The following is a 23799-nucleotide window of genomic DNA, read 5'->3' as shown; positions in this document are numbered from 1 at the left end:
CCCGGACGGTTTTCCACAGGCTGTTGATGTGAGTGCCTGCGAGTGTCGTCGGTCTGGCACGTTCGAGCCATGCGTCAGCGAATTCGCGCCTTCTCCGTCGGCGCCGCGCGAGCGCAGGGCGTCGGTGCCGAGGCCCTGCGGGCCGGCGGCCAGTACGCCGTGCCGTTCCGCGGGGTCCGGACGACCGGCGAGCCCCGCGACCTGTTCGAGCGCTGCGTCGCTTTGAGCACAGTGCTGCACGACGACGTCGTCTTCAGTCACGTGACCGCGCTGCGACTCCTCGGTGTCGACGTGCCCTGGACCGTCGAGGACGACCGGCGACTGCATGTCGTGACTCCCTCCGCGAGTCATAGGGTCCGTCGCCCCGGCGTCGTGGCCCACCGCAGTCGCCAGAACGCGATCTCGGCAGTCGATCTCGACGGGTTGCTCGTGACCGCACCGGCGCAGACCTTCGTCCAGGTCGGGGTGGGGTTGCGCCTTCCGGACGACGTCGTCGTCCTCGGCGACGCGTTCCTGCGCCGCAAGCGCATGCTGACGAGCATCTCGGAACTGCAGCGGACCGCTGCCGCGACGACGAAGGTGAAGGGGATCGCGCAGGTGCGGGACCAGCTCGCGCGAGTCCGGCCGGGGACGGACTCGCCGATGGAGACGCGGACACGCCTGTTGCTGACGAGCGCCGGACTGCCCTGTCCGCTGGTCAACGAGGTGGTGCGGCTCGACGACGGGACCTACGTGAAGCGCTGCGACATGTACTACCCGGGGGCGCGGGTGGCGATCGAGTACGACGGCGACCAGCACCGGACCGACAAGGCGCAATGGCGCGACGACGTCCGGCGTCGGCGCTGGCTGGAGGAGATCGGTGTCACCGTGATCGTGGTCGTGGCCGACGATGTCATCGGGGACGGGACCCGGCTCGTCGCTCGTGTCCGTCAGGCGCTCGCCCGATGAGGGATGAGGTCGCTGTGGGCGCACTGCTCGAGCCGAAAGTCCGTACATCACGTGCATATCGGGCCAGGAAGTGCGCCCACAGCGTGGGGGTGCGTAGCGAGGGAGGACAGGCCGGCGGCGCGAGCCCGGTCAGTGGCGGGTGCGGTACAGGTACATCGTGATCGGCGCGAACACGGCGGTCATGACCACCGCGGAGATCAGCACCGTCACGACGTCGCCGGTGTCCGCCACCCCGCCCATGAGCCCGCGAACGGCGGTCACCAGGTGGGACACCGGGTTGATGTCCACGAAGGCCTGCAGCCCGGACGGCATGGTCGACGGGTCGACGAAGATGTTCGACGCGAACGTCAGCGGCATCAGCACCATCATCGACACGCCCATCACGGCGTTCGGGGTGCGCAGCAGCAGCCCCAGGATGGTGAAGATCCAGCTCAGCGCGAACGCGAACACCAGCAGCAGCGCGACGCCTCCGACCACGCCGAGGACCCCGCCGTCGGGCCGGAACCCGATGAGCAGCCCCAGCCCGATGCACATGATCGACGCGATCGTGTAGCGCACGGTGTCGCCCAGCAGCGCGCCCACGATCGGCGCCGGACGCCAGATCGGCAGCGAGCGGAACCGGTCGAACACCCCCTTGGTGATGTCCGTGTTGAGGGTGTAGCCGGTGTAGACGGTCACGATGATGATCGTCTGCACCAGGATCCCCGGGAGCAGGAACTGGATATAGGCGTCCGTCGACCCGGCCAGCGCCCCGCCGAACAGGTACGTGAACATCAGCGTGAAGATCACGGGGGAGACCAGCACGTCGAACAGCTGCTCCGGGACGTGCTTGATCTTCAGCAGAGCCCGCCAGGCGAACGTCAAGGACGTGGACACGGCGGACGGTCGGGTGGGCCGCGTCTCGAGCGCGACGGCGTCGCGCAGGGTGGTCGTGCTGATGTCGACGGCGCTCATCGGGACACCTCCGGGGCAGGGGCGGGCTCCTCGGAGCCCTGCTCGTCCGGCAACGGCTGGCCGGTCAGCGTCAGGAAGACCTCGTCCAGGCTGGGCTGGCCGAGGGAGAACTCCGGCACGGCGATCCCGGCCTCGCCCAGCGCGGGCAGCACCTGCGCGACCAGGTGCGCTCCGTCGTCGGGCACCCGCGCGGACAGGGCGTACGGGTCGGTGGGCAGCGTCGGCTCCGTACCGAGCACCCGTTGCACGACGTCGGCCGCCTCGCCGCGCCGGGAGGCGTCGGCCAGGCGCAGGTCCACCGCACCCTGGCCGACCGACCGCTTCAGCTCGCTGGAGGTGCCCTCCGCGATGAGCCTGCCGTGGTCGATCACGGCGATGCGGTCGGCGAGCTGGTCCGCCTCCTCGAGGTACTGCGTGGTCAGCAGCACGGTGGCGCCGTCGTCGACGAGCACCCGCACGATGTCCCACACCTGGTTGCGCGAGCGAGGGTCCAAACCCGTGGTCGGCTCGTCGAGGAACAGCACCCGCGGGGACAGCACCAGCGAGGCGGCCAGGTCGATCCGCCGTCGCATACCGCCCGAGTACGTCTTGACCTGCCGTGACCCGGCGTCGGTCAGGCTGAACGCCTCCAGCAGGTCGCTCACGCGCGTCCTGGCCGCGGTGCCGCGGAACCCGTACAGCCGCGCGAGCATGAGGAGGTTCTCGGTGCCGGTGAGGTCCTCGTCCACGGACGCGTACTGGCCGGTGAGCCCGACGGCGCCGCGCACGGCGTCGGCGTCCTGCACGACGTCGTGCCCCAGCACCCGTGCCGTGCCCGCGTCGGGGCGCAACAGCGTGGCGAGCATCCGCACCACCGTGGTCTTGCCCGCACCGTTGGGCCCCAGCAGGCCGAACACGGTGCCGGCGGGGATCGACAGGTCGACGCCGTCGACCGCCTTGGTCGTCTTCTTGCCGGACGTGAAGTGCTTGACGAGGCCGGCTGCCTCGACAGCCGGACCGGACGCGTCGCGCATGGGGGTCTCCTCGATGGGTGTGCTTCCAACCTAGAACCTAGGACGGGCCACCGACAGCGAATTCATCGGATCCTGAGCACCGGTCCCGAACCGGACGCGCGGCTAGGGTTGGCGGCATGACCCTCCCCGGAACCGCGCCGGACCCTGCCCGCGCCACCGCACCGACGTCGGGTGGGCTGAACTACCTGCACGACTGGGTCGCGACCCAGGCCGGGCTGGCCCGCGTCCCCGGTGTGCAGTACGCGGTGCTGGTCGACGACGACGTCGTGGCCGACGGCGCCTGGGGCGTCACCGACATCACCTCCGGCACGCCACTGCGCGGCGACCACGTCTTCCGCGTCGCGTCGCACTCCAAGACGTTCACCGCCACGGCGATCGCCCGCCTGGTCGACGCCGGCCACCTGCGCTGGGACGACCCCCTCGGCGACCACGTGCTCGAGCTCGACGGCTCCGACGCCGGGCAGGTCACCGTCCGGGAGGCGCTCGGTCACACCGGCGGCCTGCTGCGCGACGGACGCGACGCCGACTTCTGGCAGCTCGCCACCCCGTTCCCCGACCGGGCGGTCCTCCTCGACTCCGTGCTGCACGGCGGCGACGTCTACGGCCGCGGCGAGCACTTCAAGTACTCCAACCTCGCCTACGGACTGCTCGGCCTGGTGATCGAGGCCGTCACCGGCCGCCCCTACGACGAGCACCTGCGCGCCGACCTGCTCGAGCCCCTCGGGCTGGCCGACACACTGCCCGAGCTGGACGACGACGTCGCCCGACGTGCCGTCGTCGGACACTCCGCACGCGCCCTGGCCACCCCCGGGCTGGCCACGACGTTCGCCGACGGTCGCCTGCCCGTCGCGGGCGTGACCACGGGGGCGCTCGCGGCGGCCACGGGGTTCTGCTCGACGGCGCGCGACCTGGTGCGCTGGGTGGCGGCGCACTTCGACGGCGCGGGTCTGGTGCGCCCCGAGACGCTGCGGCTGCTGCAGCGCGACGAGTCCGTCATCGACCGGCCGCACGCGCCGCGTCGGACCTACGGTCTGGGGTTCGAGTCGCGCACGGTGGCCGGGCGGCGGCTGCTGGGCCACTCGGGCGGGTTCCCGGGGCAGATCACGCGCACGTGGTTCGACCCGTCCGCGCGCATCGCGGTCTCGGTGCTGACCAACGCGGTCGACGGACCCGCGGACCAGATCGCGCAGGGCCTGTTCGCGCTGGTCACCACGGCTCTGGAGGGTTCCGGGACGTCGGTGCACGACGGCGGTGCGGACACAGGTGCGCCGGTGGCGGAGGGTGCGGCACCGGCGTCGGACCCGGTAACCACGGCGGGGCACCCGCTGGACCGGTGGACCGGGCGGTTCGCGAACCTGTGGGGCATGACGGATCTGGTGCGTCTGGGTGATGCGCTGTGGCTGGTGGACCCGCGGCGCGCCGACCCGTTGGAGGGCGCCGAGCGGTTGTCCGTGGACGGCGAGGTGCTGCGACCTGAGGCTCATGCCGGGTTCGGTCCGGTGGGGGAGTCGATCCACGTCCTGCGCGACGGGGCGGGCGAGCCGAGTGCCGTCGTCGTCGGCGGGATGACGTCCTGGCGGGCGGACGAGTTCGAGCGGGCGCGCCGGGAGCAGACCGCCCGCTGACCGCCCTGCTCTCGCTGTGGGCGCACTTTCTGTGCTGTGGAACGCCTACATACCGCGCGTTTCGGGCCACGAAGTGCGCCCACAACGGGACGCGTAGTGCGTCCGCAAGGGGACCCGGAGGGCGCCCGCAACGGGACGTGCAAGGCGCCCGCAGGGGCGGGGCATCAGAGGTCGAGCGGGTCCAGGCGCGGGGCCGGCAGCGGGCGCGGCTCCTCGAGCATGGGCACCCCGGTCGCCTCCGGCGCCAGGAGCCGCGCGACGGCGTCGTCCAGGTTGGCGCGGATCGCGGCGTCGAGGGCGTCGGCGTCCCGCGCCTCGAGCAGCTCGACGATCGGCGCGTGCGACGGCCCCGCGTCGCGTCGGACCGCGTACTCCTCGCTGACCGTGAAGCTGGCGATGCGCACCTCGACGATGAGGGTGCTCATCCAGCTCAGCAGCCAGGGATTGCCGCCCGCGGCGACGAGCTCCCAGTGCACGTTGAGGTCGGCGGCGCCGATCTGCAGGGCGTCGTGGGTCGCGTCGGCGCGGACGAGCGCGTCGTGCGCCCGCCGCACGACGGCGACCTGCTCGTCCGTGGCGTGCTCGACGGCGAGACGTGCCGCCGTCGTCTCCACCATCGTGCGCGCGGTGTACAGCGCCGGGATGCGATCGCGGTCGATGCGGCGCACCGAGAGGCCACGCCCCGGGGTGGCCACCACGAGGCCCTCGGCGACGAGGCGCTGGGCCGCCTCGCGGAACGGGCCCCGGCTGACCCCGAGCTGGCCGGCCATCTCGACCTCGCGGATCGGGGAGCCGACGCGCAGCGCCCCGGTGTAGATGGCGTTGCGCAGCTCGACGGTGATCAGGTCCACCGTGGAGGGGCGGGTCACCGGGGACAGGGTCGGGGCGGCACCGGGGGCCGGGCGGTGCGAGGGGGGCATCGAGGCTCCTTCCGAGGTCACGACCTGACAACGATCGCCGACGAGGAATGTTGCAGGCGCGTGTCGCGGGGTGAATTCTGCCGCGTCGAACTGCGGGTTCACGCCGATTCCTCGATTGTAGACAATCAGACACGACGACACGCCCATTGTCGGAGCGTCCGGAACACCGCTAACGTAACGGATCGTCCGCACATCCAGCCCCGCGGCCTCTCAGTCGTCCGGGGCGACGGAAGGGAGACCCCGTGCAGTCCATCCGGACCACGAATCGCCGCCGCGCACTGGCCGCGGCCGGCTCTGTACTTGCTCTGACCGCCCTGACCGCCTGCTCGAGCGTCGACGACGGCGGTTCGAGCGACGGCGACAGCGGCGACAGCGGCGACAGCGAGTCCATGTCGACCCTGGCCGACCTGCAGGACGCCGGCTCGATCAACGTCGGCTTCTTCGGTGAGGTGCCCTACTCCTACGAGGAGGACGGCGAGCTGACCGGTGCGACCATCGAGCTGGGCCGCGCCATCTACGGCGAGCTCGGCATCGGCGAGGTCACCGGTACCCAGGTCGAGTGGGGTGCTCTCATCCCCGGCGTCAACGCCGACCGGTTCGACGCCGTGAGCGCCGGCATGTCGATCCTGCCGGAGCGCTGCGAAGAGGTCGCCTTCGCCGACCCGACCATCATGTACACCACCGCCTTCCTCGTCCCCGAGGGCAACCCCGAGGGCCTGACCGACTGGCAGTCGGTCGAGGGCAGCGGCCTGACGCTGGCCGTCACCTCCGGTGCCATCGAGGCCGGCTACGCCGAGGAGACCGACGTCGACGCCATGGAGGTCCCGGACCGCCAGGCGGGCCTGGACGCCGTGGTGTCCGGCCGTGCCGACGCCTACGCGCTGACCGGCATCTCCCTGCGCGCCCTGGCCGAGGAGACCGACCAGCCCGTCGAGGCGACCGAGGCCTTCACCGCCACCATCAACGGTGAGCCGCAGATCGGTGCCGGCGCCGAGGTCTTCCGCCAGGACGACACCGAGCTGCTCGACGCCTACAACGAGCAGCTCGCCACCTACCTGGAGGACGAGGCCGCCTGGCTCGAGATCATGGAGCCGTTCGGCTTCAGCGCCGCCGAGTTCCCGCCCAGCGGCCTGACCGCCGAGCAGCTGTGCGACCCGGACCAGGACCTGTCCGACCTCGCCGACGAGCTGGGCATGGACTACTGAACGCATGACGGATGACATCCAGGAGCTCATCGACAGGCTTCCAGCCCTCGGCGATGCAGTTCTGGTCACCCTGGAGATGACACTCGGCGGGGCTCTCCTCGCCATCGTCATCGCCGTCGTGCTCGGGTTCGGCTCGCGCACCCAGTCCCTCTGGGTGCGCGGGCCGTCCCGCGTGATCGTGGAGTTCTTCCGCGGCACGTCGCTGGTGGTCCAGCTCTTCTGGCTCTTCTACGTGCTGCCGGTCTTCGGCTTCAAGATGGAAGCGCTCGCCGTGGCGATCGTGGCCCTCGGTCTCAACTACGGCGCCTACGCGTCCGAGGTGGTCCGCGGTTCGATCGCCTCCGTGCCGCAAGGCCAGTGGGAGGCCGCGACGGCGTTGAACATGACCTGGTTCCACAAGGTGCGCCGGGTCATCTTCCCGCAGGCCTGGGCACTGATGATCCCGATGCTGGCGAACCTGCTGATCCAGCTCGTCAAGGGTTCGGCGCTGGCCTACTACATCACCCTGCAGGACGTGAACTTCTGGACCGTCGAGCTGCGGCGGGCCACGGCGGACACGTTCTTCAGCTACACCGCCGGCCTGATCGTCTACTTCATCATCGCCTACCTGCTGACCTGGGGGATGAACATTCTCGAGGAGCGTGCCAAGCGGCGCCTGGGTCGCGGAACCCGGCCGACGTTGCGTGAGACGTTCAGCCTCAAGCCGCCGACCAACCCGCGGCTGGCGAACACGCAGATGCCCGCGGGGGGTGGTGCTGCGTGAACGACGACAGCATCTGGGACTGGGAACGCGCCTGGGAGGTGCTTCCCGACCTGCTCGCGGGTCTCTGGGTCACGATCCAGATCACCGTGCTCGGCATGATCATCGCCTCGGTCCTCGGTCTCTTCATCGCCCTGGCGATGCGGACGCCGAGCAAGTGGCTGACCACGCCCCTGAAGTTCCTCGTGGACTTCATCCGGATGACTCCGGTGCTGGTCCAGCTCGTGTTCGTCTACCTGCTGCTGACGGCCGTGCCCGGCTACGTGGTCGGGTTCGTCGTGCTCGGCGTGCACTACGCGACGTACATGTCCGAGGTGTACCGCGCCGGCATCGAGGCGGTCCCGAAGGGACAGTGGGAGGCCGCCACGGCCCTGAACATGTCGAAGGGCCGGACCTGGCGCGCGGTGATCCTGCCGCAGGCCATCCGCAACACGTTGCCCGGCCTGGGGAACTACGCGATCTCCATGTTCAAGGAGACGCCGTTCCTCTTCGCCATCTCCGTGACGGAGATGTACAAGGCGGGCCAGGACTACGGTGCCAACACGTTCTCGTACATCGAGGCGCTGACGATGGTCGGTCTGCTCTTCCTCGCGGTGAGCTACCCAACCTCGTTGCTGGTGCGCAGGATGGAGATCCGCCTTGCCTGACCCGACCCACTCCGCAGAGAGCCAGACCATGACCAACACCTCGGGCGACGTGCCCGCCATCGAGTTCCGGGACGTCACCAAGCGTTTCGGCGACAACGTCGTGCTGGACGGGCTGAACTTCTCCGTCCCGCAGGGCCAGCGGATCACGCTCATCGGTCCGTCGGGATCGGGCAAGACCACGATCCTCCGGCTGCTGATGACGCTCGAGGAGCTCAGCGGCGGTCTCATCCTCATCGACGGCGACCCGTACACCCACGAGTACAAGGGTGAGAAGTGGGTCGCCGTCCCGGAGAAGCGCCGCCGTGTGGTGCGCAACCGCGTGGGGATGGTCTTCCAGCAGTTCAACCTCTTCCCGAACATGACGGTGCTCGAGAACATCATCGAGTCGCCGGTGCACGTCCTGGGCAAGTCCAAGGCCGAAGCGATCGCGGACGCCGAACGGCTGCTCGAGAAGGTCGGCATGTCCGAGAAGCGGGACTTCAACACCAACCAGCTCTCCGGTGGTCAGCAGCAGCGCGTGGCGATCGCCCGCGCGCTGGCGATGGACCCGGAGATCCTGCTGCTGGACGAGGTCACCTCGGCGCTCGACCCCGAGATCGTCGCGGACGTCCTCGACGTGCTCCGCGAGATCGCCGAGACCACCGACATCACGATGCTCCTGGTCACGCACGAGATGCAGTTCGCCCGCGAGGTGTCGGACCGTGTGCTCATGTTCGACAAGGGGCAGATCGTCGAGGAGGCTGACCCCGAGACGATGTTCACCAACCCCTCCCACGAGCGGACCAAGGAGTTCCTCAAGGCCGTCCTCGGCGGCTGACGGACTCCGTCCTCGCCCGCCACGCCCCTGCAGGCGTGGAGGGCACGAAAAATGGCCCGTGACGTCCGGTCTTCCGGACGTCACGGGCCATCTTTCACACCCACATCGGGGAGGGGTGCGATCAGTCGGTGCTCGACGAGCTCTCGCCCGACGAGGACTCCGTGCCGCCGACCGTGCCGGTCGACCCGGATCCCGAGCCGGGGCTCGTGACGCCGCCGGACCCCTCCGTCGAACCGTCCGACCCGCCCGTCTCGGGAGTCTCGGGAGCGGTGGGCTCCGTGGGCTCCGTCGGTGACGTCGGCTCAGAAGGATCGGTGGGCTCGGTCGGCTCCGGCGTCGGGTCCGTCGTGGGCTCGGAGGTCTCGGAGTCGTCCGAGCTCTCGGAGCCGTCGGTCCCAGTCCCGGTGCTGCCGGCCTGCTCGCCGTCCGAGGCACCCTGGTCCTCGTCCGTGCCGGTGGAGCTCCGACCGGCCCGGTCGACCCCGTCGCCGTCGTCCGTGCTGCTGGACGATGCCGAACGGTCCGATCCGACGGTCCGGCTGATGCTGGTCCCCGAACCGTCCTGACCCTGGACCGCATCCGCCAGCGGCTTGCCGATCAGCAGCTCGACGGCCAGCACCACGCCCATCACGGCCACGAACACGACCGCCGCGGAGGCCGCCAGCACCCGCACCTTGCCGTGCCGGCGGATCATCCGCAGCCAGCGGTTGTGCGGCAGTGCCTCGGAATCGTCCACGCCGTCCGCCGCCGTGCCCGGGTCACCTGCGGCCTCGCCGGGGGAGTTCTCCCCGGCGCCCGCCTCGACGCGGGTGCCGCCGCGGGTGGTCTCGAGCGCCGCCGTCGCCCCGCCGTCGAGCGGCACCGACGTGCCGCCGTCGGGCCCCGCCTGTGCTGAGCGCGGTCGCTTGATCTGCCCGACGACGGGCTTGAGCTGGGCGTGCGTCTTCTCGATCGAGCGGGTGTAGAGGAAGTTCGCGACGACGGTCAGGACGCTGGCCACGCCGGCGCCGATGATCGTCCCGGCGATGCCGAAGAACGACAGCGCGACGGTGGTGGAGACAGCCGCGAGCGCGCTGGCGACGATCTGGGTGATCGAGAGCCGGGTGGGCTCGGGTTCCTGGGCGGGCGCGCCGTCGCGCTGCTCGGTCGGGGGAGGGCTGGTCGCGGTCACGGGCGCCTCCGTGGTGCGTAGGGTCAGGACGCGCCCGCGTCACCCGTCGGCTGTCGCTGCCGTGCTGCTGCGGTTCCGGCGTCGGCCGCGGGCGAAGCCTTCATCGTAGGAGGGCGACCGTGCAGCCCTGGGAGAGGCTCGGGGAAGGTTCTGTGCTGTGGCCGACGCCACCCCGGATGCTGTGGGCGCACTTCCTGGGGCTAGAAAAGCCGCAGAAACGACAAATCGGGCCACGAAGTGCGCCCACAGCGTTGGGAGTCAGGCGGACTCGGCGGCCGCCAGCAGGATGCAGGTCGCCACGGCGTCCATCGCGACCTCGACCTCGTCCAGCGGGGGCATCGACGGCGCCAGGCGGATGTTGGCGTTCCGCGGGTCCTCGCCGTACGGGAACGTCGCCCCGGCGGGCGTCAGCTTGATGCCCGCCTCACCGGCCAGCTCCACGACGCGCGAGGCGGTGCCCGGCACCACGTCGACGGACACGAAGTACCCGCCGTCCGGGTCGGTCCACGTCGCCACGCCGAGGTCGCCGAGCCGCTCCGCGAGGATCCGGGTCACCGCCGCGAACTTCGGTGCCAGGATCGCCCGGTGCTTCGCCATGTGGGCCCGCACCCCGGCGGCGTCGCCGAAGAACAGCGCGTGCCGGAGCTGGTTGACCTTGTCCGGCCCGATCGACCGGAACGACAGGTGCTCGGAGAACCAGGCGATGTTCGCCGGCGACGACGCCAGGAACGACACCCCGGCGCCGGCGAAGGTCACCTTGGACGTCGAGGCGAACATCAGCACCCGGTCGGGGTTGCCCGCCTCGTCGGCGAGGTCGATCGCGTTCGCCGACTTGGTCTCGTGCTCGGTCAGGTGGTGCACGGCGTAGGCGTTGTCCCAGAAGATCCGGAAGTCCGGCGCCGCCGTCGGCATCGACACCAGACGCCGCGCGACGGCCTCGGACACCACCGAGCCGTCCGGGTTGGCGTACGTCGGCACGCACCAGATGCCCTTGACCGACGGGTCCTCGGCGACGAGCTCGGCCACGGCCTCCGCGTCGGGACCGTCGGGCGTCATCGGCACCGTGACCATCCGGATGCCCAGCTCCTCGCAGATCGCGAAGTGCCGGTCGTACCCGGGCACCGGGCACAGGAACGTGATCGGCCCGTCCGTGGCGGACCACGGCTCACCGCCGGGCACGCCGAACAGCATCGCCTGGACCACGCAGTCGTACATCAGCCGCAGCGAGGCGTTGTCCTGGGCGAGGAGCTGCTCGACGGGCACACCGAGCAGCTCGGCGAAGATCTCGCGCAGCTCCGGCAGCCCGGTCAGCCCGCCGTAGTTGCGCACGTCCGTCCCGGCGGCGGAGGTATGGTTGCCCTCGCCGGGCAGCGACAGCAGCGGTTCGGACAGGTCGAGCTGCTCGGCCGACGGCTTGCCGCGGGTCAGATCGAGAGACAGTCCACGGGCCTGGAGCGCGGCGTACTGCTCGCGCAGCTCGGGCAGGCGGGTGGCGAGCTCGGGGTCGACGACGGTGGCTTGTTCCGGTGAGGTACTCACGGCTTAGAGACTACGCGTCCGCCGTACCGCCGTCGTCGTGCGGGACCGCAGAACCTCGGCGCCGGAACCGACCGACCCGCACAGAACGCTTCGCCGGTTCCTCGAGTGCCGCAGGCGGCTGCTCGATCACCCGCGGGAAGTGATCCGGGGGTGCCCCGAACGCCGACCGGGACTGCCCGACGACGCCGTGCCCCAGCGCCCGGCCGCCGGCGAAACCGACCACGGCACCGACGCCGAACGGGATCATCCGGCCGAGCGCGAGCGTGCCCTGCTTGGCGAGCTGCTTCTTCAGGAACTGGTGGGTCAACACCTTGTTGACCCGCTTGAGCGTGGTCTGCGGCATCGACGTCAGCAGCACCTTGCCCCAGGCGAGCTGCGACCCGGCGGCGGCCTTCTCGACGTCGCGCGCCCCGGACTCGCCGAGCACGGACGCCAGCAGCAGGGCGCGACGGCGCTGCACGTCGTCGATGGGGACGCCGTGCACGTCCGCGACGGCCAGCGAGAACGCGGCCGACGACGCGAAGAACGTCGCGATGTCGCTGGTGGTCAGCGCTGCGGCGGCACCCGTGCCCACGGCCGGAGCCGCGGCGGCCGCGCCGACCGCCCCGCCGGCCGTCGCCACGAGCGTCAGGTACTCCTTCTCCAGGATGCGGATGACGCCCGCCGGGTCGGCCTCGGGGTTGCGGCGGCGCACCGAGTCGACGTGCCGGTGGATCGCCGCCGACGGGATGGTCACGGCCTTCGTGAGCAGGGCGTCGAGCACGGGCGTGGGGCGGTAGCGGGTCCAGGACTCGAGCTCCTGCCTCGCGTCCGCAGGGCCGGCACCGGTGCGCCCGCCGGGCGGGCCGTCGTCGTGCAGCGTCACGTCCGCGACTCTACCGATGCCGCCGCAGGAGGCGAGCCAGACGGTGCAGCGACAGGTGCATCATGCCGCGCAGGAACAGCCCGACGGCGCGCTCGTTGAGGCGGCGCGGCCACGGACCGGCGAACCGGGCCTCCTCCCACCACACGACGCGCGAGCGGTGCTCGTCGACCGCGACGACGTCGAACCCCGCCTCCCCGACCAGGTACGGGCCCACCTTGCGCACCGCGCTGCGCCCGACCCGTCCGGCCGTCGGTGGCTCCTCGGTCGTGATCACCATGGTGTCCGCGAACCCGGGCAGCCCGCGGCGCACACCGGGGCCGCTGACCATGGTGAACTCGTCGCCCGGCCCGAGGGGCGCCGTCGGCTCCGGCACGAGGTGCGTCAGCGGGATGAACCGGGGATGCGTGCGCGGGTCGGCGACCCACGCGAAGGCGACGCTCGCCGGCACGGACACGACCCGTGCGACCTCGACCCGGTAGGCGGCCACCGGTCAGGACTCCGGCTGGTGGAACTCCGCGGGCGGCACCTCGGCGCCGGCCTTGAGCGTGCGTCCGACGGTGCAGGCGCGGTCGATCGACCGCTGGGCCAGCAGCAGCGTCTTCTCGCGGGTCTTGTCGTCCAGGCCGGACAGGTCGATCTCGAACTTCTCGGTGAGCACCGGGTACAGGTCCTCGGCCATGTCCTTGGGGTCCTCGACCCGGATGGTGGTCTCGTAGTCGTCGCCGAGCACGCGCGCGAACTTGGTGTCGCTGGACATGCCCGCGCACGCGGCCAGCGCGATCTTCAGCAGCTCGCCCGGGGTGAAGACGGCGCCCGCCGAGGCCGGCCCGATCTCGACGCTCGCGCCCCGGGCCGTGTACCCGCGGTAGGTGCGGGTGCCGGTGCGCTCCACCCACAGCGGGTCGGTGGGCGTCGGGGTGACGGCGGCGGGGGCTTCCTCGGTGAGGTTCTGGTCGGTCATGCCCCCGATCCTCCCACCGACCGGCCCGCACCATGAGCGCGAGGGGTGGCGGGCGGCGCGCGGCTGCAGGTCCGACGGCGGGCCCGCGGGCCGCGCACGCCGCGCGAGCGGGCCTCGACGGTGCCACGATCAGGGGATGAGCACACGGGACAAGTCCGACTTCGGCTCCGGCAAGATCCTGCCCGAGGAGCTGGACGACGGCGCCGTGCCGGCGGCCGAGGGCGACGGCGACCCGCACCCCGACCGCGACTGGGCCACCGGTCCGGACGTCGCGGCCGCCGAGGACGCTCCCGACAGCGGCTCGGACGACGACGGCGACGCTCCCGACAGCGGCACCGAGGCGGGCCACCGCCCCGTCGAGCAGGGCGCCCACTTCCGCGACGACCCGCTCACCCGGTCGGACGAGCCCGTCGAGCTCGACCATCGCCCCCGGCACGGCGCCGACGACTAGGGCCTCACCGCACCAGCAGCTCCTGCGCACGCACGACGGCGGCCTCCCGGTGCGCCGCCGACGGCCAGGCGCGCGCCTCGTGCGACGTCGGCACGAGCTGCAGCCGCGCCGCCGCGTCGCGGATGGTCAGGGCGGTCAGCTCCCGGCTCCCGGGGCGGGCGGTGCCCGTGGCGACCGGCGCCGGCAGCGTCACCCACCAGCGCGGAGAGTCGTCCCCGCGCACCCACAGCTCGACGCGGTCCGGGCCGAACGCGTACACCACGTGCTCCCGGTCGGGACAGTCCGGGGGCAGGCCGCGCGTCCCGGCACGCAACGACCGCGCCTCGGCCGTCAGTGCCGTCGTCGGACGCCCGACCACCAGCGGCACCCCCGGCCGGTACCGCTCGACGCGCCGGACCTGGCCGCGGACCCTGGCGCTGGTGAAGCCGAACCAGCCCAGCACCGCGAGGACCGCCACCGTCACCAGCACGGCGATCCCCACCCACACGCCCGGTTCGTCGAGCCGACGTCCGATCCGCGCCGCCACCAGCAGCACGACCAGCACCGAGACCAGCCCGGCCAGCCCACCCGTGGCGAACCCGCGTCCAGGCATCGCACGTCGCGGCACGGCGGCTCCTTCCGACGGGGACGAGGTCCGTAGACTCTCGCACATGAGCGCAGCAGCGGCGTCGATCCCCACCCCGTACGAGGACCTCCTGCGCGACGTCGTCGCCACCGGCACCCCCAAGGGTGACCGCACCGGGACCGGCACCCGCAGCGTGTTCGGGCGCCAGATCCGCTACGACCTGTCCGCCGGGTTCCCCCTGATCACGACCAAGCGGGTGCACCTGAAGTCCGTGCTCTACGAGCTGCTGTGGTTCCTGCGGGGCGAGAGCAACGTGCGCTGGCTGCAGGAACGCGGCGTGACCATCTGGGACGAGTGGGCCGACGACGACGGCGAGCTCGGTCCTGTCTACGGCGTCCAGTGGCGCTCCTGGCCGATGCCGGACGGCCGCCACCTCGACCAGATCGCGGCCGTCGTCGAGCAGATCCGCACCAACCCGGACTCGCGCCGGCACGTCGTCACCGCCTGGAACCCGGCGGAGGTCGACCAGATGGCGCTGCCGCCCTGCCACGTGATGTTCCAGTTCTACGTCGCCGACGGCAAGCTGAGCTGCCAGCTCTACCAGCGCTCCGCCGACCTGTTCCTCGGCGTGCCGTTCAACATCGCCTCCTACGCGCTGCTGACCCACATGGTCGCCGCGCAGACCGGACTCGAGGTCGGCGACTTCGTGTGGACCGGCGGCGACTGCCACATCTACGACAACCACGTCGAGCAGGTCGAACGCCAGCTCGCCCGCGACCCCTACCCCTACCCAACCCTGCGGCTCGCACCCCGGGACTCGATCTTCGACTACGAGTTCGACGACATCGAGGTCCTCGGCTACCAGCACCACCCCGGCATCAAGGCACCGGTCGCCGTCTGAGCATGATCGGACTCATCTGGGCCCAGGCCCGCGACGCCGCCGGCCGTGCCGTCATCGGGGTCGACGGCGGCATCCCCTGGCACGTCCCCGAGGACTTCGCGCACTTCCAACGCACGACGGCGGGACACCCCGTGGTCATGGGACGGCTCACCTGGGCCTCGCTCCCGGACCGGGCGCGACCCCTGCCGCGGCGGACCAACGTCGTCGTCACGCGCGGTGCTGCCGAGGACGTCCTGGCGCTCGCCGTGGCTGCCCGGCGCGACGACGTCCGGGTGGCGGCGTCGCTCGAGTCGGCGCTGGGGCTCGCCGCCGAAGCACCCGGCGGCGACGAGGTCTGGGTCATGGGCGGGTCGCGCGTCTACGCCGAGGCGCTGGCGCTCGCGGACCGGCTCGTCGTCACCGAGATCGACCTCGAGGTGGCCGGTGACGTGTACGCGCCCGACGTCGACCCCGCGGAGTGGTGGCTCGACGGTGCGGACACCGACGATGCGGTCGAGGCCGGCGCTGCCGGGGCCGACGACGGCGGGTGGGTGCCGTCGTCGGGCCCGGACGGCCTGCGCTACCGCATCCGCACGTACCGCCGTCGTCCCGCGGCGAGATAGGCAAACTCCCCGCCAGGTAGGCAATCGTCTCGCGAGGTAGGCAACTTCGCGCCCATGTAGGCAATTTTCTCGTGAGGTAGGCGATCCGCCCTACCTCGCGCCGCGCTCGCCTCCCTCGACGAGATGTTGCCTACCTCGCGGCAGGGCGGATAGCGTGCCAGAAACCGGTTCCCCAGACCGCGAGCCGGACGCGACACCACCGAGAGGCGAGTCAGTGCTGACCGACCCCACGACCGACCGCACGACCGACGGCCGCACCCCCGACGCCGGCGCGCTCGAGACCGACACCTGGCAGGCTGCGATCGACGCGGCGGCCGCTGCCGGCGGCGGGACCGTCGTCGTCCCCGCCGGTGTGCACCCCACCGGGTCGCTGCGCCTGCGCTCGCACGTCGAGCTGCACCTGGAGGCCGGCGCGGTCCTGCGGTTCGTGCCCGACCCGTCCCTCTACCCGCCGGTCGAGGGACGGTGGGAGGGTGCGCCCGAGACGATCCACCAGCCGTGCCTGTACGCGCGCGGCGAGACGAACGTGTCGATCACCGGCTTCGGCACCATCGACGGCCAGGGCGCCCCGTGGTGGGACACGTTCCGCCACCGCCGAGACGAGCTCGCCCACCCGCGTCCCACCCTGCTCGGCCTGCACGAGTGCCGGCGCGTCACCGTCCGCGACGTGACCCTGCGCGACTCGCCGTCGTGGACCGTCCACCCGCTGCTGTGCGACGGCGTGACGCTGACCAACCTGCAGATCGTCAACCCGCCCGACTCGCCCAACACCGACGGCATCGACCCGGAGTCGAGCCGCAACGTGCGTATCAGCGACTGCCACATCGACGTCGGCGACGACTGCATCGCGATCAAGGCCGGCACCGAGCGTTCCCCGGAACGGGTGCCCTGCGAGAACATCACGATCACGAACTGCACGATGGTGCACGGGCACGGCGGTGTCGTCCTCGGCTCGGAGATGTCCGGCGGCGTGCGGGGCGTCGTGATCAGCAACTGCGTGTTCGAGGGGACCGACCGGGGCATCCGCTTCAAGTCCCGGCGCGGGCGCGGCGGCGTGGTTGAGGACGTCCGCGTGGTCAACGTGATCATGCGCGGGGTGATGTGCCCGTTCGTGGTCAACCCGTTCTACTTCTGCGGTCCGGGCGGTGACGACCCGTCCGTCGCCGACCGCGCACAGCACCCGGTCGACGGCACGACGCCGGTCTTCCGCCGCATCCACGTCGCCCATGTCTCCGCCCGCGACGTCCACGCCGCCGCCGGGTACCTGTACGGGCTGCCGGAGCAGCCGCTCGACGACGTGACGTTCGACGACGTCTCGATCTCGTTCGCCGCGGACGCCGAGCCGGGTGTCCCCGCGATGGCCGACGGCGTCGACGCCGTGGTGCGCGCCGGCTTCCGGGTCGGGTTCCTGACTGGCGCGCACTTCTCCCGGGTGCGGGTCGCGGGCGTCGAGGGGCCGGCCGTGGTGGCCGAGCAGGCGCCCTACCTCCCGGTCGAGGTCACGAGCCCCGCGAGGTAGGGCGTGGCACGTCAGACCAGGTCGCGCACCGCCGCGTACTGCTCGCGCACCACGGGGCGGGGGTCGGCGTCGAGCGTCCGGGCGACGGCGGCGGACCACTCGGGCGCGCCGGCGCCCGGGGATCCGGCAGTCGCGAGGACCCACGCCGCCTGCCGGGCCGCGCCGTCGGCCACGTACTCGCCGGGCTCGGGGACGGAGATCGGCAGCCCGAACACCTGGGTGGCGACCTCCTGGACGGCGGGGGACTGGGCGGCCCCGCCGATGAGGAGCACCCGCTCGACGGGCACGTCCTGGGCGCGCAGGGCGTCGAGGCCGTCCGCCAGCCCGCACAGCATGCCCTCGACGTAGGCGCGGGCGAGGTGCTCCCGCGTGGACGTGGCCAGCCGGACGCCGTGCAGCGTGCCGGTGGCGTCCGGGCGGTTGGGGGTGCGCTCGCCCTCGAGGTAGGGCACGAGCACCAGCCCGTCCGACCCGGCCGGCGCGGCGAGGGCCAGGTCGGAGAGCTCGTCGAAGCTCGCGCCGAGCACGCTGCGGGCGGCGTCGAGCACGCGGGCTGCGTTGAGCGTGACGGCGAGCATGAGGGCGTTGCCGGTGGCGTCGGCGAACCCGTTGATCGCGCCGGAGCCGTCCGCGGTGCGGCGCGGGGCGACGGCGGAGACGACGCCGGAGGTGCCGAGGGAGATCGCGATGTCGCCCGGCTGCATGCCCAGGCCCAGGGCGGCGCCGGCGTTGTCGCCGGTGCCGGGCCCGATGAGCGCGCCGCCGTCGACGGCACCGCCGGCGATCGACGGGTGGGCGACGCCGCCCGGCTCCGACGGGGCGAGGACGCGGGGGAGCGCGACGTCGTCGCGGCCGAGCCCGAGGCGCAGCAGGTCGCGGCGGTACGCCCCGGTGGTCCCGCCGTCGGACGCCTGCGCGTCGTAGTACCCGGTGCCGGACGCGTCGGAGCGGTCGGTGCACAGCGCGTCGAGGTCGGGGCCGAGCGGGGAGGAGTCGGCCGGGCCGTAGCCGGCGATGCGCCAGCTCAGCCAGTCGTGGGGGAGCGCGACGGCGGCGACGCGGGCGGCGTTGTCGGGCTCGGCGTCGCGCAGCCAGCGCAGCTTGGTGATGGTCAGGGAGGCGACGAGGACGGAGCCGGTGACGTCGGCCCAGCGCTGGGCGCCGGTGGTCCGGTCGCCGTCGCCCAGCTCGTGAATCAGGTCCTCGGCGGCGGGTGCGGAGCGGGTGTCGTTCCACAGCAGGGCGTCGCGGATGACGCGGCCGTCGGCGTCGAGGGCGACCATGCCGTGCTGCTGGCCGCCGACGGCGATCGCGGCGACGTCGTCGAGCCCGCCGGCCTCGCGTGCGGCCTCGCGGAAGGCGTCCCACCAGTGGTCGGGGTGGATCTCGGTGCCGTCGGGGTGCTTGGCGGAGCCGCTGCGCACCAGGGCGCCGGTCTCGGCGTCGCGCACGACGATCTTGCAGGACTGCGTGGAGGTGTCCACGCCGGCCACGAGGGGCATCTTCGCTCCGGGAGTGTCTGGGTCCCGCCGGGCCGACGGCTACGAAGTGTTGCAGTCAGCGCCGCATACTGCAGCACTTCGTAGCCGTCGGCACCCCGGGGGGAGGGTGTGCGGACGGTGGGGTCAGCCGATGAGGTGCTTCAGCGCGAGCTGGTGCAGCTTGACCAGCCCGTAGTCGCGCTCGGCGGCGGCGTCGACGTCGATGCCCTCGACCGAGGTGTCGGCCATGAAGGCGTCGAACGACTCGCCCTCGGCCAGCGTCGACTGCCCGAGCTCGAAGATCCCGGCGTGCTCGAACGCGGCCTGGACCTCCGGGTCCTGCCGGTACGCGGCCGCCTTGGCGGCGAGCATGTCGTAGGTCTCCATGTTGGCCTTGGCCGACTCCCACACGCCGTCGAGGTACTCGGTGCGCGAGGGCTTGTAGTCGAAGTGGCGCGGCCCTTCGTAGCGCGGACCGCCGTTCGGGAACCCGTTCTCCAGCAGGTCGACGGTGAAGAACGCGTTGAGCAGGTCGCCGTGGCCGAACACGAGGTCCTGGTCGTACTTGGGCCCGTGCTGACCGTTGAGGTCGATGTGGAACAGCTTGCCGCAGTACAGCGCCAGGGCGAGGCCGTGGGTGTAGTTGAGGCCGGCCATCTGCTCGTGCCCGGTCTCGGGGTTGAGGCCCACGATGTCGCCGTTGTCGAGCGTGTCGATCAGGGCGATGGCGTGGCCGATGGTGGGCAGGAAGATGTCGCCGCGGGGCTCGTTCGGCTTCGGCTCGAGGCCGATGCGCAGGTCGTAGCCCTTGGACTTGATGTAGGCGGCGACGGTGTCGATGCCCTCGGCGTACCGGGCGTGCGCGGCGTGCAGGTCCTTGGAGTTGTCGTACTCGGTGCCCTCGCGGCCGCCCCACATGACGAACGTGGATGCGCCCATCTCGGCGGCGTTGTCGACGCTGCGCAGCACCTTCTTCAGGCCGAAGCGGCGCACGTCGCGGTTGTTCGACGTGAACGCGCCGTCCTTGAAGATCGGGTGGCTGAACGTGTTGGTGGTGACCATCTCGCAGACGAGGCCCGACTCCTGGGCGGCCTTCTTGACGGCGTCGATGCCGGCCTGGCGCTCGGACTCCGAGGCGCCGAAGGGGAACACGTCGTTGTCGTGGTACGTGAAGCCCCAGGCGCCCAGGTCGGCGAGCTTGCGCACGGACTCGGCCGGGTCGAGGTCCGGCCGAGTGGCGGAGCCGAAGGGGTCGTTGGCCGGCCAGCCGACGGTCCACAGGCCGAACGAGTACTTGATGTCGCTCACGGGTTCTCCTCGTCGAGTCGGTCGCCGGGCGACGGCCGCGGCGTTTGTTGTACGGCTGAACTATTGCGCGTCGGTGGGCTACAGTCAAGGCGTGACCGCACAGCCGACGACGACGCAGCGCACCGCGGGTGCGTCCGCCGGCTCCGGCGAGCGGGCCTCGCGCCAGCACACCCTGCGCGAACGCAACCTGCGCCTCGTCGCACGGGCCGTCTACGACGCCGCGGCCGCCACCTCGCCCGGCGAGCCGGCCATCGTCCCACCGTCCCGCGCCGACGTCGCCGCCGCCACCGGGCTCACCCGAGCGACCGTCTCCACCCTCGTCGACCGCCTCGTCGCCGCCCGCCTCGTCGTCGAGCTCCCACCCGTGGCCACCCAGCGCGCCGGCCGCCCCGCCGTGCCACTGGTCCCCGCGCCACGGACAGTCGTCGGCCTCGGGCTCGAGGTGAACGTCGACTACCTCGGCGTGCGTGCCCTCGACCTCGCCGGCGACACCGTCGCCGAGCACGTCGAACCCGGCGCCTTCCACGACTCCGACCCCACCGCGGTCCTGGCTCGCCTCGGCGCCCTCGCGTCCGATGCCGTCAGCCGCCTCGAGGCCGACGGCATGCGCGTCGCCGGCGCCCGCCTCGCCCTGCCCGGCCTCGTCGACGCCCGTACCGGCGAGCTCGAGGTCGCCCCCAACCTCGGCTGGTCCTCCCTCGACCCCGTGCCGCTGCTCGGACTGCCCGACGTCGCGGTCCAGGTCGCCAACGAGGCCAAGCTCGCCGCCCTGGCCGAGCTCGCCGGCGACGCCCCCGACTCCTTTCTCTACGTCTCCGGGGACGTCGGCATCGGCGCCGGCATCGTCGTCGACCGCGCCCTGTTCCTCGCCGAACGCGGGTGGAACGGCGAGGTCGGACACGTCGTCGTCGACCCCGCCGGGCCGCGCTGCACCTGCGGCGCGCACGGCTGCCTCGAGCAGTACGCCGGCAAGGAGGCGATCCTGCGGGCCGCCGGGCTGCCCGGGGACGCGCCGCTCGGCGAGCTCGTCGGACTGCTGCGGTCCGACGGCGGTCCCCGGGCGGGCGGCGACGGCCCCGGCGTCGTCGATGGTCCCGGCGCTCTGCCGTCCGACGACGCCACCCCGGCCGCGCAGGTACGTGCCGCCGTCGGGCGGGCCGGGCAGGCGCTCGGCTCGGCGCTCGCGGACTTCGTGAACCTCACGGGCGTCTCGACCGTCGTGCTCGGCGGGGTGTACACGGCCCTGGGGTCCTGGCTGCGGGAGCCGGTCGAGGCAGGGCTGGCCGAGCGGGTGCTCGCGGCGCCGTTCGCGCCGGTGGCGGTCCGGTCCGCGCGGGCCGGCGTCCACGCGGCGCTCAGCGGGGGAGCACGCGAGGTGCTGCGCGAGGTCGTGGCCGACCCGGCCGCGTGGGGCTGATTCCTGCTCTCGCGGGCTTGGGCGCTAGGCTGTGGGGCGTCGCCGCGGTCATCGGGGCGACGAGCGCCTGTAGCTCAGGGGATAGAGCACCGCTCTCCTAAAGCGGGTGTCGTTGGTTCGAATCCAATCAGGCGCACTTTGGTCAACAGGTCGTCAATTCGGTCCGGGCGCGTCGTACGTTGCGAGCATGCCGCTCTCCGACGTCGAACCCCGCCTCGACTCCGCCGACCCGGCCGCCCAGTTCGCGGCCTACCTCGACTACTACCGGGCCGCCGTCGCGCGGAAGCTCGAAGGGCTCACCGACGCCCAGCTCACGACCAGCGTGCTGCCGTCCGGGTGGACACCCGCCGAGCTGCTGGTCCACCTGGTCCACGTGGAGCGACGCTGGTTCGTGTGGGGGTTCCTCGGTGAGCAGGTCGACGATCCGTGGGGCGACCACGCCGATAACGACCCCGAGGGTCCCTGGCAGGTGCCCGACGGCGTCACCGCGGCCGCCCTGGTCGACGCCCTGCAGGCTGGGGGCGAGCGCACCCGCGCGGTGCTGGTCGGGCACGACCTCGCCGACCGTGCCGCCGTCGGCGGGCGCTTCACCGCCGACCCGCCGACCCTGCTGTGGATCTGCTTCCACGTGCTCCAGGAGTACGCCCGCCACACCGGGCACCTCGACGTCGCCCGCGAGCTGGCCGACGGAGCGACCGGGGAGTAGCCGTACCTCGTCGTGCGGGGATCCCGTCGCGCCGCCCCACAACGCCGGGTCAGGGGGCCTCGGCGTGCGCGATGTGCGCGAGCTGGCGCCACACCAGCGCGAGCGTGATCCCGGCGCCGACGAACGCGAACCAGAACGGCGCCGTCAACCCCCACCACTCGGCCAGCACGCCCCCGAGGGCGTTGCCGACCACGATGCCGCCGAACAGTCCGATGAGGTACACCGATCCGACCCGCCCCTGGTAGGCGGTGGGCACGGCCCGCTGACGCACCGTGTTGGAGACCGTGCCCCACACGAACGTGTACGCGCCGAACATGAACAGGCACACCATCGCCACCCAGCCGGTCGTGGTCAGGGCGAGCACCAGGTGGAACACGACCTCCAGCGACAGGCAGACCTTCATGAGGTTCGCGAGGGAGAACCGACGCTCCAGCCGCCCGTACAGCAGCGTGCCGAGGATCCCGCCGACGGCCGAGGACGTGATGAGCAGCCCGTAGCCGACGGGGCCCATCTGCACCCGCTCCAGCGAGTACAGCACCAGCACGCCCCACGGCGCCGCCCAGGTGAGGTTGAACGAGAAGATCACCAGCGCGAGCGTGCGCACCGGCGGGTGGTGCCACAGCCAGCGCAGCCCGTCACGGATCTCGCGGCGGGTCCCGGACGACGACGGCGGGGGCACCGCCGGCAGCGCCATCCGGCTGACCAGCACCACGGCGAGCGTCACGCACACCACCTGCACGACGAAGGGCCAGGCGGTGCCGGCGGCGAAGAGTGCGGCGCCGACGGGTGGGCCGACGAGCTGGTTGCCGGTGAGGAACCCGGCCTGGAGGCGGGCGTTGCCGGTGCCGAGGTCGCGGGGTGCGACGACCATGGGCAGCAGGGTCTGGGCGGTGGTGTCGGCGAAGACCTCGGCGACGCCCATGAGCAGCATGGCGACGAGGACGACGGTGACGTCCACGTGGTCGGTGGCGATGAAGGCGCAGAGCACGGCGACGACGACGGCGCGCAGGGCGTTGGCGACGATGACGAGCCGGCGGCGGTCGAGCCGGTCGGCGAGCGCCCCCGCCCAGAGTCCGAGGACCACCCAGGGGAGGCGTTGCAGCAGGGCGGCGAGGGCGACGAGGAACGCGGAGTCGGTGAGGGAGGCGATGAGCAGGGGGCCGGCGGCCAGGGCGATGCCGTCGCCGATGTTGCTGGTCCAGCTGGAGGCGAGCAGCCAGCGGAAGGGGGTCCCCATCCGGGCGGGGGTGATCGCCTCGAGCATGCGCCGCACCTCGGGAGGGTACGGCGACGACGGCGGTGCTCGCCAACGGTCTGCCCGGCCCGGGTCGGCCGTGCGGAGACGGTGAGTCGACGGGTTGGCGAAAGGTATACCGATCCAGGACAAAATGCCTGTTGACGCCGCACGTTTCACCCGCCAGACT

General features: G+C 72.1%; 24 protein-coding genes and 1 tRNA gene. 13 read left to right on the top strand and 12 right to left on the bottom strand.

Annotated features, from left to right (window positions below; genetic code table 11):
- Positions 1-69 precede the first annotated feature (69 nt).
- The gene (locus tag HDG68_RS01935; protein WP_172148729.1) at positions 70-948 is read left to right on the top strand and encodes a DUF559 domain-containing protein; all 879 of its coding nucleotides are present in this window, start codon (positions 70-72) and stop codon (positions 946-948) included.
- Positions 949-1077: 129 nt separating this feature from the next.
- On the opposite strand, the gene HDG68_RS01930 is transcribed toward HDG68_RS01935, so the two are convergent.
- Positions 1078-1902 (bottom strand): ABC transporter permease, encoded by an 825-nt coding sequence (locus HDG68_RS01930; protein WP_172148727.1) that lies wholly within the window; start codon positions 1900-1902, stop codon positions 1078-1080.
- Entirely contained in the window at positions 1899-2915 is a 1017-nt protein-coding gene (locus HDG68_RS01925; RefSeq protein ID WP_172148725.1) for an ATP-binding cassette domain-containing protein, read from the bottom strand. Before HDG68_RS01925 ends, HDG68_RS01930 begins: the two co-directional genes overlap by 4 nt.
- Positions 2916-3031: 116 nt before the next feature.
- Here HDG68_RS01925 and HDG68_RS01920 point away from each other — a divergent pair, with 116 nt between their 5' ends.
- The gene (locus HDG68_RS01920) at positions 3032-4540 is read left to right on the top strand and encodes a serine hydrolase domain-containing protein (RefSeq protein ID WP_172148723.1); all 1509 of its coding nucleotides are present in this window, start codon (positions 3032-3034) and stop codon (positions 4538-4540) included.
- Positions 4541-4704: 164 nt separating this feature from the next.
- Here HDG68_RS01920 and HDG68_RS01915 read toward each other — a convergent pair whose 3' ends face one another.
- Positions 4705-5460, bottom strand: a complete 756-nt coding sequence (locus HDG68_RS01915) for a GntR family transcriptional regulator (protein ID WP_172148721.1) — start codon at positions 5458-5460, stop codon at positions 4705-4707.
- Positions 5461-5702: 242 nt separating this feature from the next.
- Between HDG68_RS01915 and ehuB the strand changes: the two genes are divergently transcribed.
- The 4 genes from ehuB to ehuA are packed head-to-tail and all read left to right on the top strand — an operon-like array spanning position 5703 to position 8889.
- Positions 5703-6665: an ectoine/hydroxyectoine ABC transporter substrate-binding protein EhuB gene (gene ehuB / locus HDG68_RS01910; protein ID WP_343037377.1), complete on the top strand. Its 963-nt coding sequence runs from the start codon at positions 5703-5705 to the stop codon at positions 6663-6665.
- Between the two features lie 4 nt (positions 6666-6669).
- Positions 6670-7428 carry an amino acid ABC transporter permease gene (locus tag HDG68_RS01905; RefSeq protein WP_172148719.1) on the top strand — a complete coding sequence of 253 codons (759 nt, stop codon included), beginning with the start codon at positions 6670-6672 and terminating at the stop codon, positions 7426-7428.
- Entirely contained in the window at positions 7425-8072 is a 648-nt protein-coding gene (gene ehuD / locus HDG68_RS01900; RefSeq protein ID WP_172148717.1) for an ectoine/hydroxyectoine ABC transporter permease subunit EhuD, read from the top strand. Before HDG68_RS01905 ends, ehuD begins: the two co-directional genes overlap by 4 nt.
- Positions 8073-8100: 28 nt before the next feature.
- On the top strand, positions 8101-8889 hold the full coding sequence (gene ehuA / locus HDG68_RS01895; protein ID WP_172148715.1) for an ectoine/hydroxyectoine ABC transporter ATP-binding protein EhuA: 789 nt from the start codon (positions 8101-8103) through the stop codon (positions 8887-8889).
- A 121-nt stretch (positions 8890-9010) separates the two neighbouring features.
- On the opposite strand, the gene HDG68_RS01890 is transcribed toward ehuA, so the two are convergent.
- From HDG68_RS01890 to HDG68_RS01870, 5 genes are all read right to left on the bottom strand, one after another.
- Positions 9011-10060, bottom strand: coding sequence for a hypothetical protein (locus tag HDG68_RS01890; RefSeq protein ID WP_172148713.1), 1050 nt, complete (start codon positions 10058-10060; stop codon positions 9011-9013).
- 258 nt (positions 10061-10318) lie between these two features.
- The gene (locus HDG68_RS01885) at positions 10319-11599 is read right to left on the bottom strand and encodes an aspartate aminotransferase type Ic (protein WP_172148711.1); all 1281 of its coding nucleotides are present in this window, start codon (positions 11597-11599) and stop codon (positions 10319-10321) included.
- A 10-nt stretch (positions 11600-11609) separates the two neighbouring features.
- On the bottom strand, positions 11610-12464 hold the full coding sequence (locus HDG68_RS01880; protein WP_343037376.1) for a hypothetical protein: 855 nt from the start codon (positions 12462-12464) through the stop codon (positions 11610-11612).
- A gap of 10 nt (positions 12465-12474) precedes the next feature.
- Complete coding sequence (locus HDG68_RS01875) at positions 12475-12951, bottom strand: SRPBCC family protein (RefSeq protein ID WP_172148709.1); 477 nt, start codon at positions 12949-12951, stop codon at positions 12475-12477.
- 3 nt (positions 12952-12954) lie between these two features.
- Positions 12955-13425, bottom strand: coding sequence for an OsmC family protein (locus HDG68_RS01870; RefSeq protein WP_172148707.1), 471 nt, complete (start codon positions 13423-13425; stop codon positions 12955-12957).
- Positions 13426-13561: 136 nt separating this feature from the next.
- Between HDG68_RS01870 and HDG68_RS01865 the strand changes: the two genes are divergently transcribed.
- Entirely contained in the window at positions 13562-13876 is a 315-nt protein-coding gene (locus HDG68_RS01865; protein WP_172148705.1) for a hypothetical protein, read from the top strand.
- Between the two features lie 4 nt (positions 13877-13880).
- Here the strand turns inward: HDG68_RS01865 and HDG68_RS01860 are convergent, their stop codons facing one another.
- The gene (locus HDG68_RS01860) at positions 13881-14483 is read right to left on the bottom strand and encodes a hypothetical protein (RefSeq protein WP_172148703.1); all 603 of its coding nucleotides are present in this window, start codon (positions 14481-14483) and stop codon (positions 13881-13883) included.
- 43 nt (positions 14484-14526) lie between these two features.
- Between HDG68_RS01860 and HDG68_RS01855 the strand changes: the two genes are divergently transcribed.
- From HDG68_RS01855 to HDG68_RS01845, 3 genes are all read left to right on the top strand, one after another.
- Positions 14527-15342: a thymidylate synthase gene (locus HDG68_RS01855; protein ID WP_172148701.1), complete on the top strand. Its 816-nt coding sequence runs from the start codon at positions 14527-14529 to the stop codon at positions 15340-15342.
- Positions 15343-15344: 2 nt separating this feature from the next.
- Positions 15345-15944, top strand: coding sequence for a dihydrofolate reductase (locus HDG68_RS01850; protein WP_172148699.1), 600 nt, complete (start codon positions 15345-15347; stop codon positions 15942-15944).
- Positions 15945-16158: 214 nt separating this feature from the next.
- A complete protein-coding gene (locus HDG68_RS01845; RefSeq protein ID WP_343037375.1) occupies positions 16159-17463 on the top strand; it encodes a glycoside hydrolase family 28 protein in 1305 nt (434 codons plus the stop codon).
- An 11-nt stretch (positions 17464-17474) separates the two neighbouring features.
- Here HDG68_RS01845 and HDG68_RS01840 read toward each other — a convergent pair whose 3' ends face one another.
- Together HDG68_RS01840 and xylA are read right to left on the bottom strand one after the other, a co-directional pair.
- A complete protein-coding gene (locus HDG68_RS01840) occupies positions 17475-18965 on the bottom strand; it encodes a xylulokinase (RefSeq protein WP_172148697.1) in 1491 nt (496 codons plus the stop codon).
- Positions 18966-19088: 123 nt separating this feature from the next.
- A complete protein-coding gene (gene xylA, locus HDG68_RS01835) occupies positions 19089-20252 on the bottom strand; it encodes a xylose isomerase (RefSeq protein ID WP_172148695.1) in 1164 nt (387 codons plus the stop codon).
- 91 nt (positions 20253-20343) lie between these two features.
- On the opposite strand from xylA, the gene HDG68_RS01830 reads away from it, so the two are divergent.
- The 3 genes from HDG68_RS01830 to HDG68_RS01820 all read left to right on the top strand — a co-directional run bounded on the left by HDG68_RS01830 (position 20344) and on the right by HDG68_RS01820 (position 22375).
- Positions 20344-21669, top strand: coding sequence for an ROK family transcriptional regulator (locus HDG68_RS01830; protein WP_343037374.1), 1326 nt, complete (start codon positions 20344-20346; stop codon positions 21667-21669).
- 63 nt (positions 21670-21732) lie between these two features.
- A tRNA-Arg gene (locus HDG68_RS01825) sits at positions 21733-21805 on the top strand.
- A 51-nt stretch (positions 21806-21856) separates the two neighbouring features.
- Entirely contained in the window at positions 21857-22375 is a 519-nt protein-coding gene (locus HDG68_RS01820; protein ID WP_172148691.1) for a DinB family protein, read from the top strand.
- Positions 22376-22424: 49 nt separating this feature from the next.
- Here HDG68_RS01820 and HDG68_RS01815 read toward each other — a convergent pair whose 3' ends face one another.
- Positions 22425-23639 (bottom strand): MFS transporter, encoded by a 1215-nt coding sequence (locus HDG68_RS01815; RefSeq protein ID WP_246253508.1) that lies wholly within the window; start codon positions 23637-23639, stop codon positions 22425-22427.
- Between the last annotated feature and the right edge of the window lie 160 nt (positions 23640-23799).

The sequence above is a fragment of the Isoptericola chiayiensis genome (genome assembly GCF_013149805.1).
Classification (GTDB): Bacteria; Actinomycetota; Actinomycetes; order Actinomycetales; family Cellulomonadaceae; genus Isoptericola; species Isoptericola chiayiensis.
Note: the sequence above shows the minus strand (reverse complement) of the source record. Positions and strands in the feature narration are given on the sequence as shown.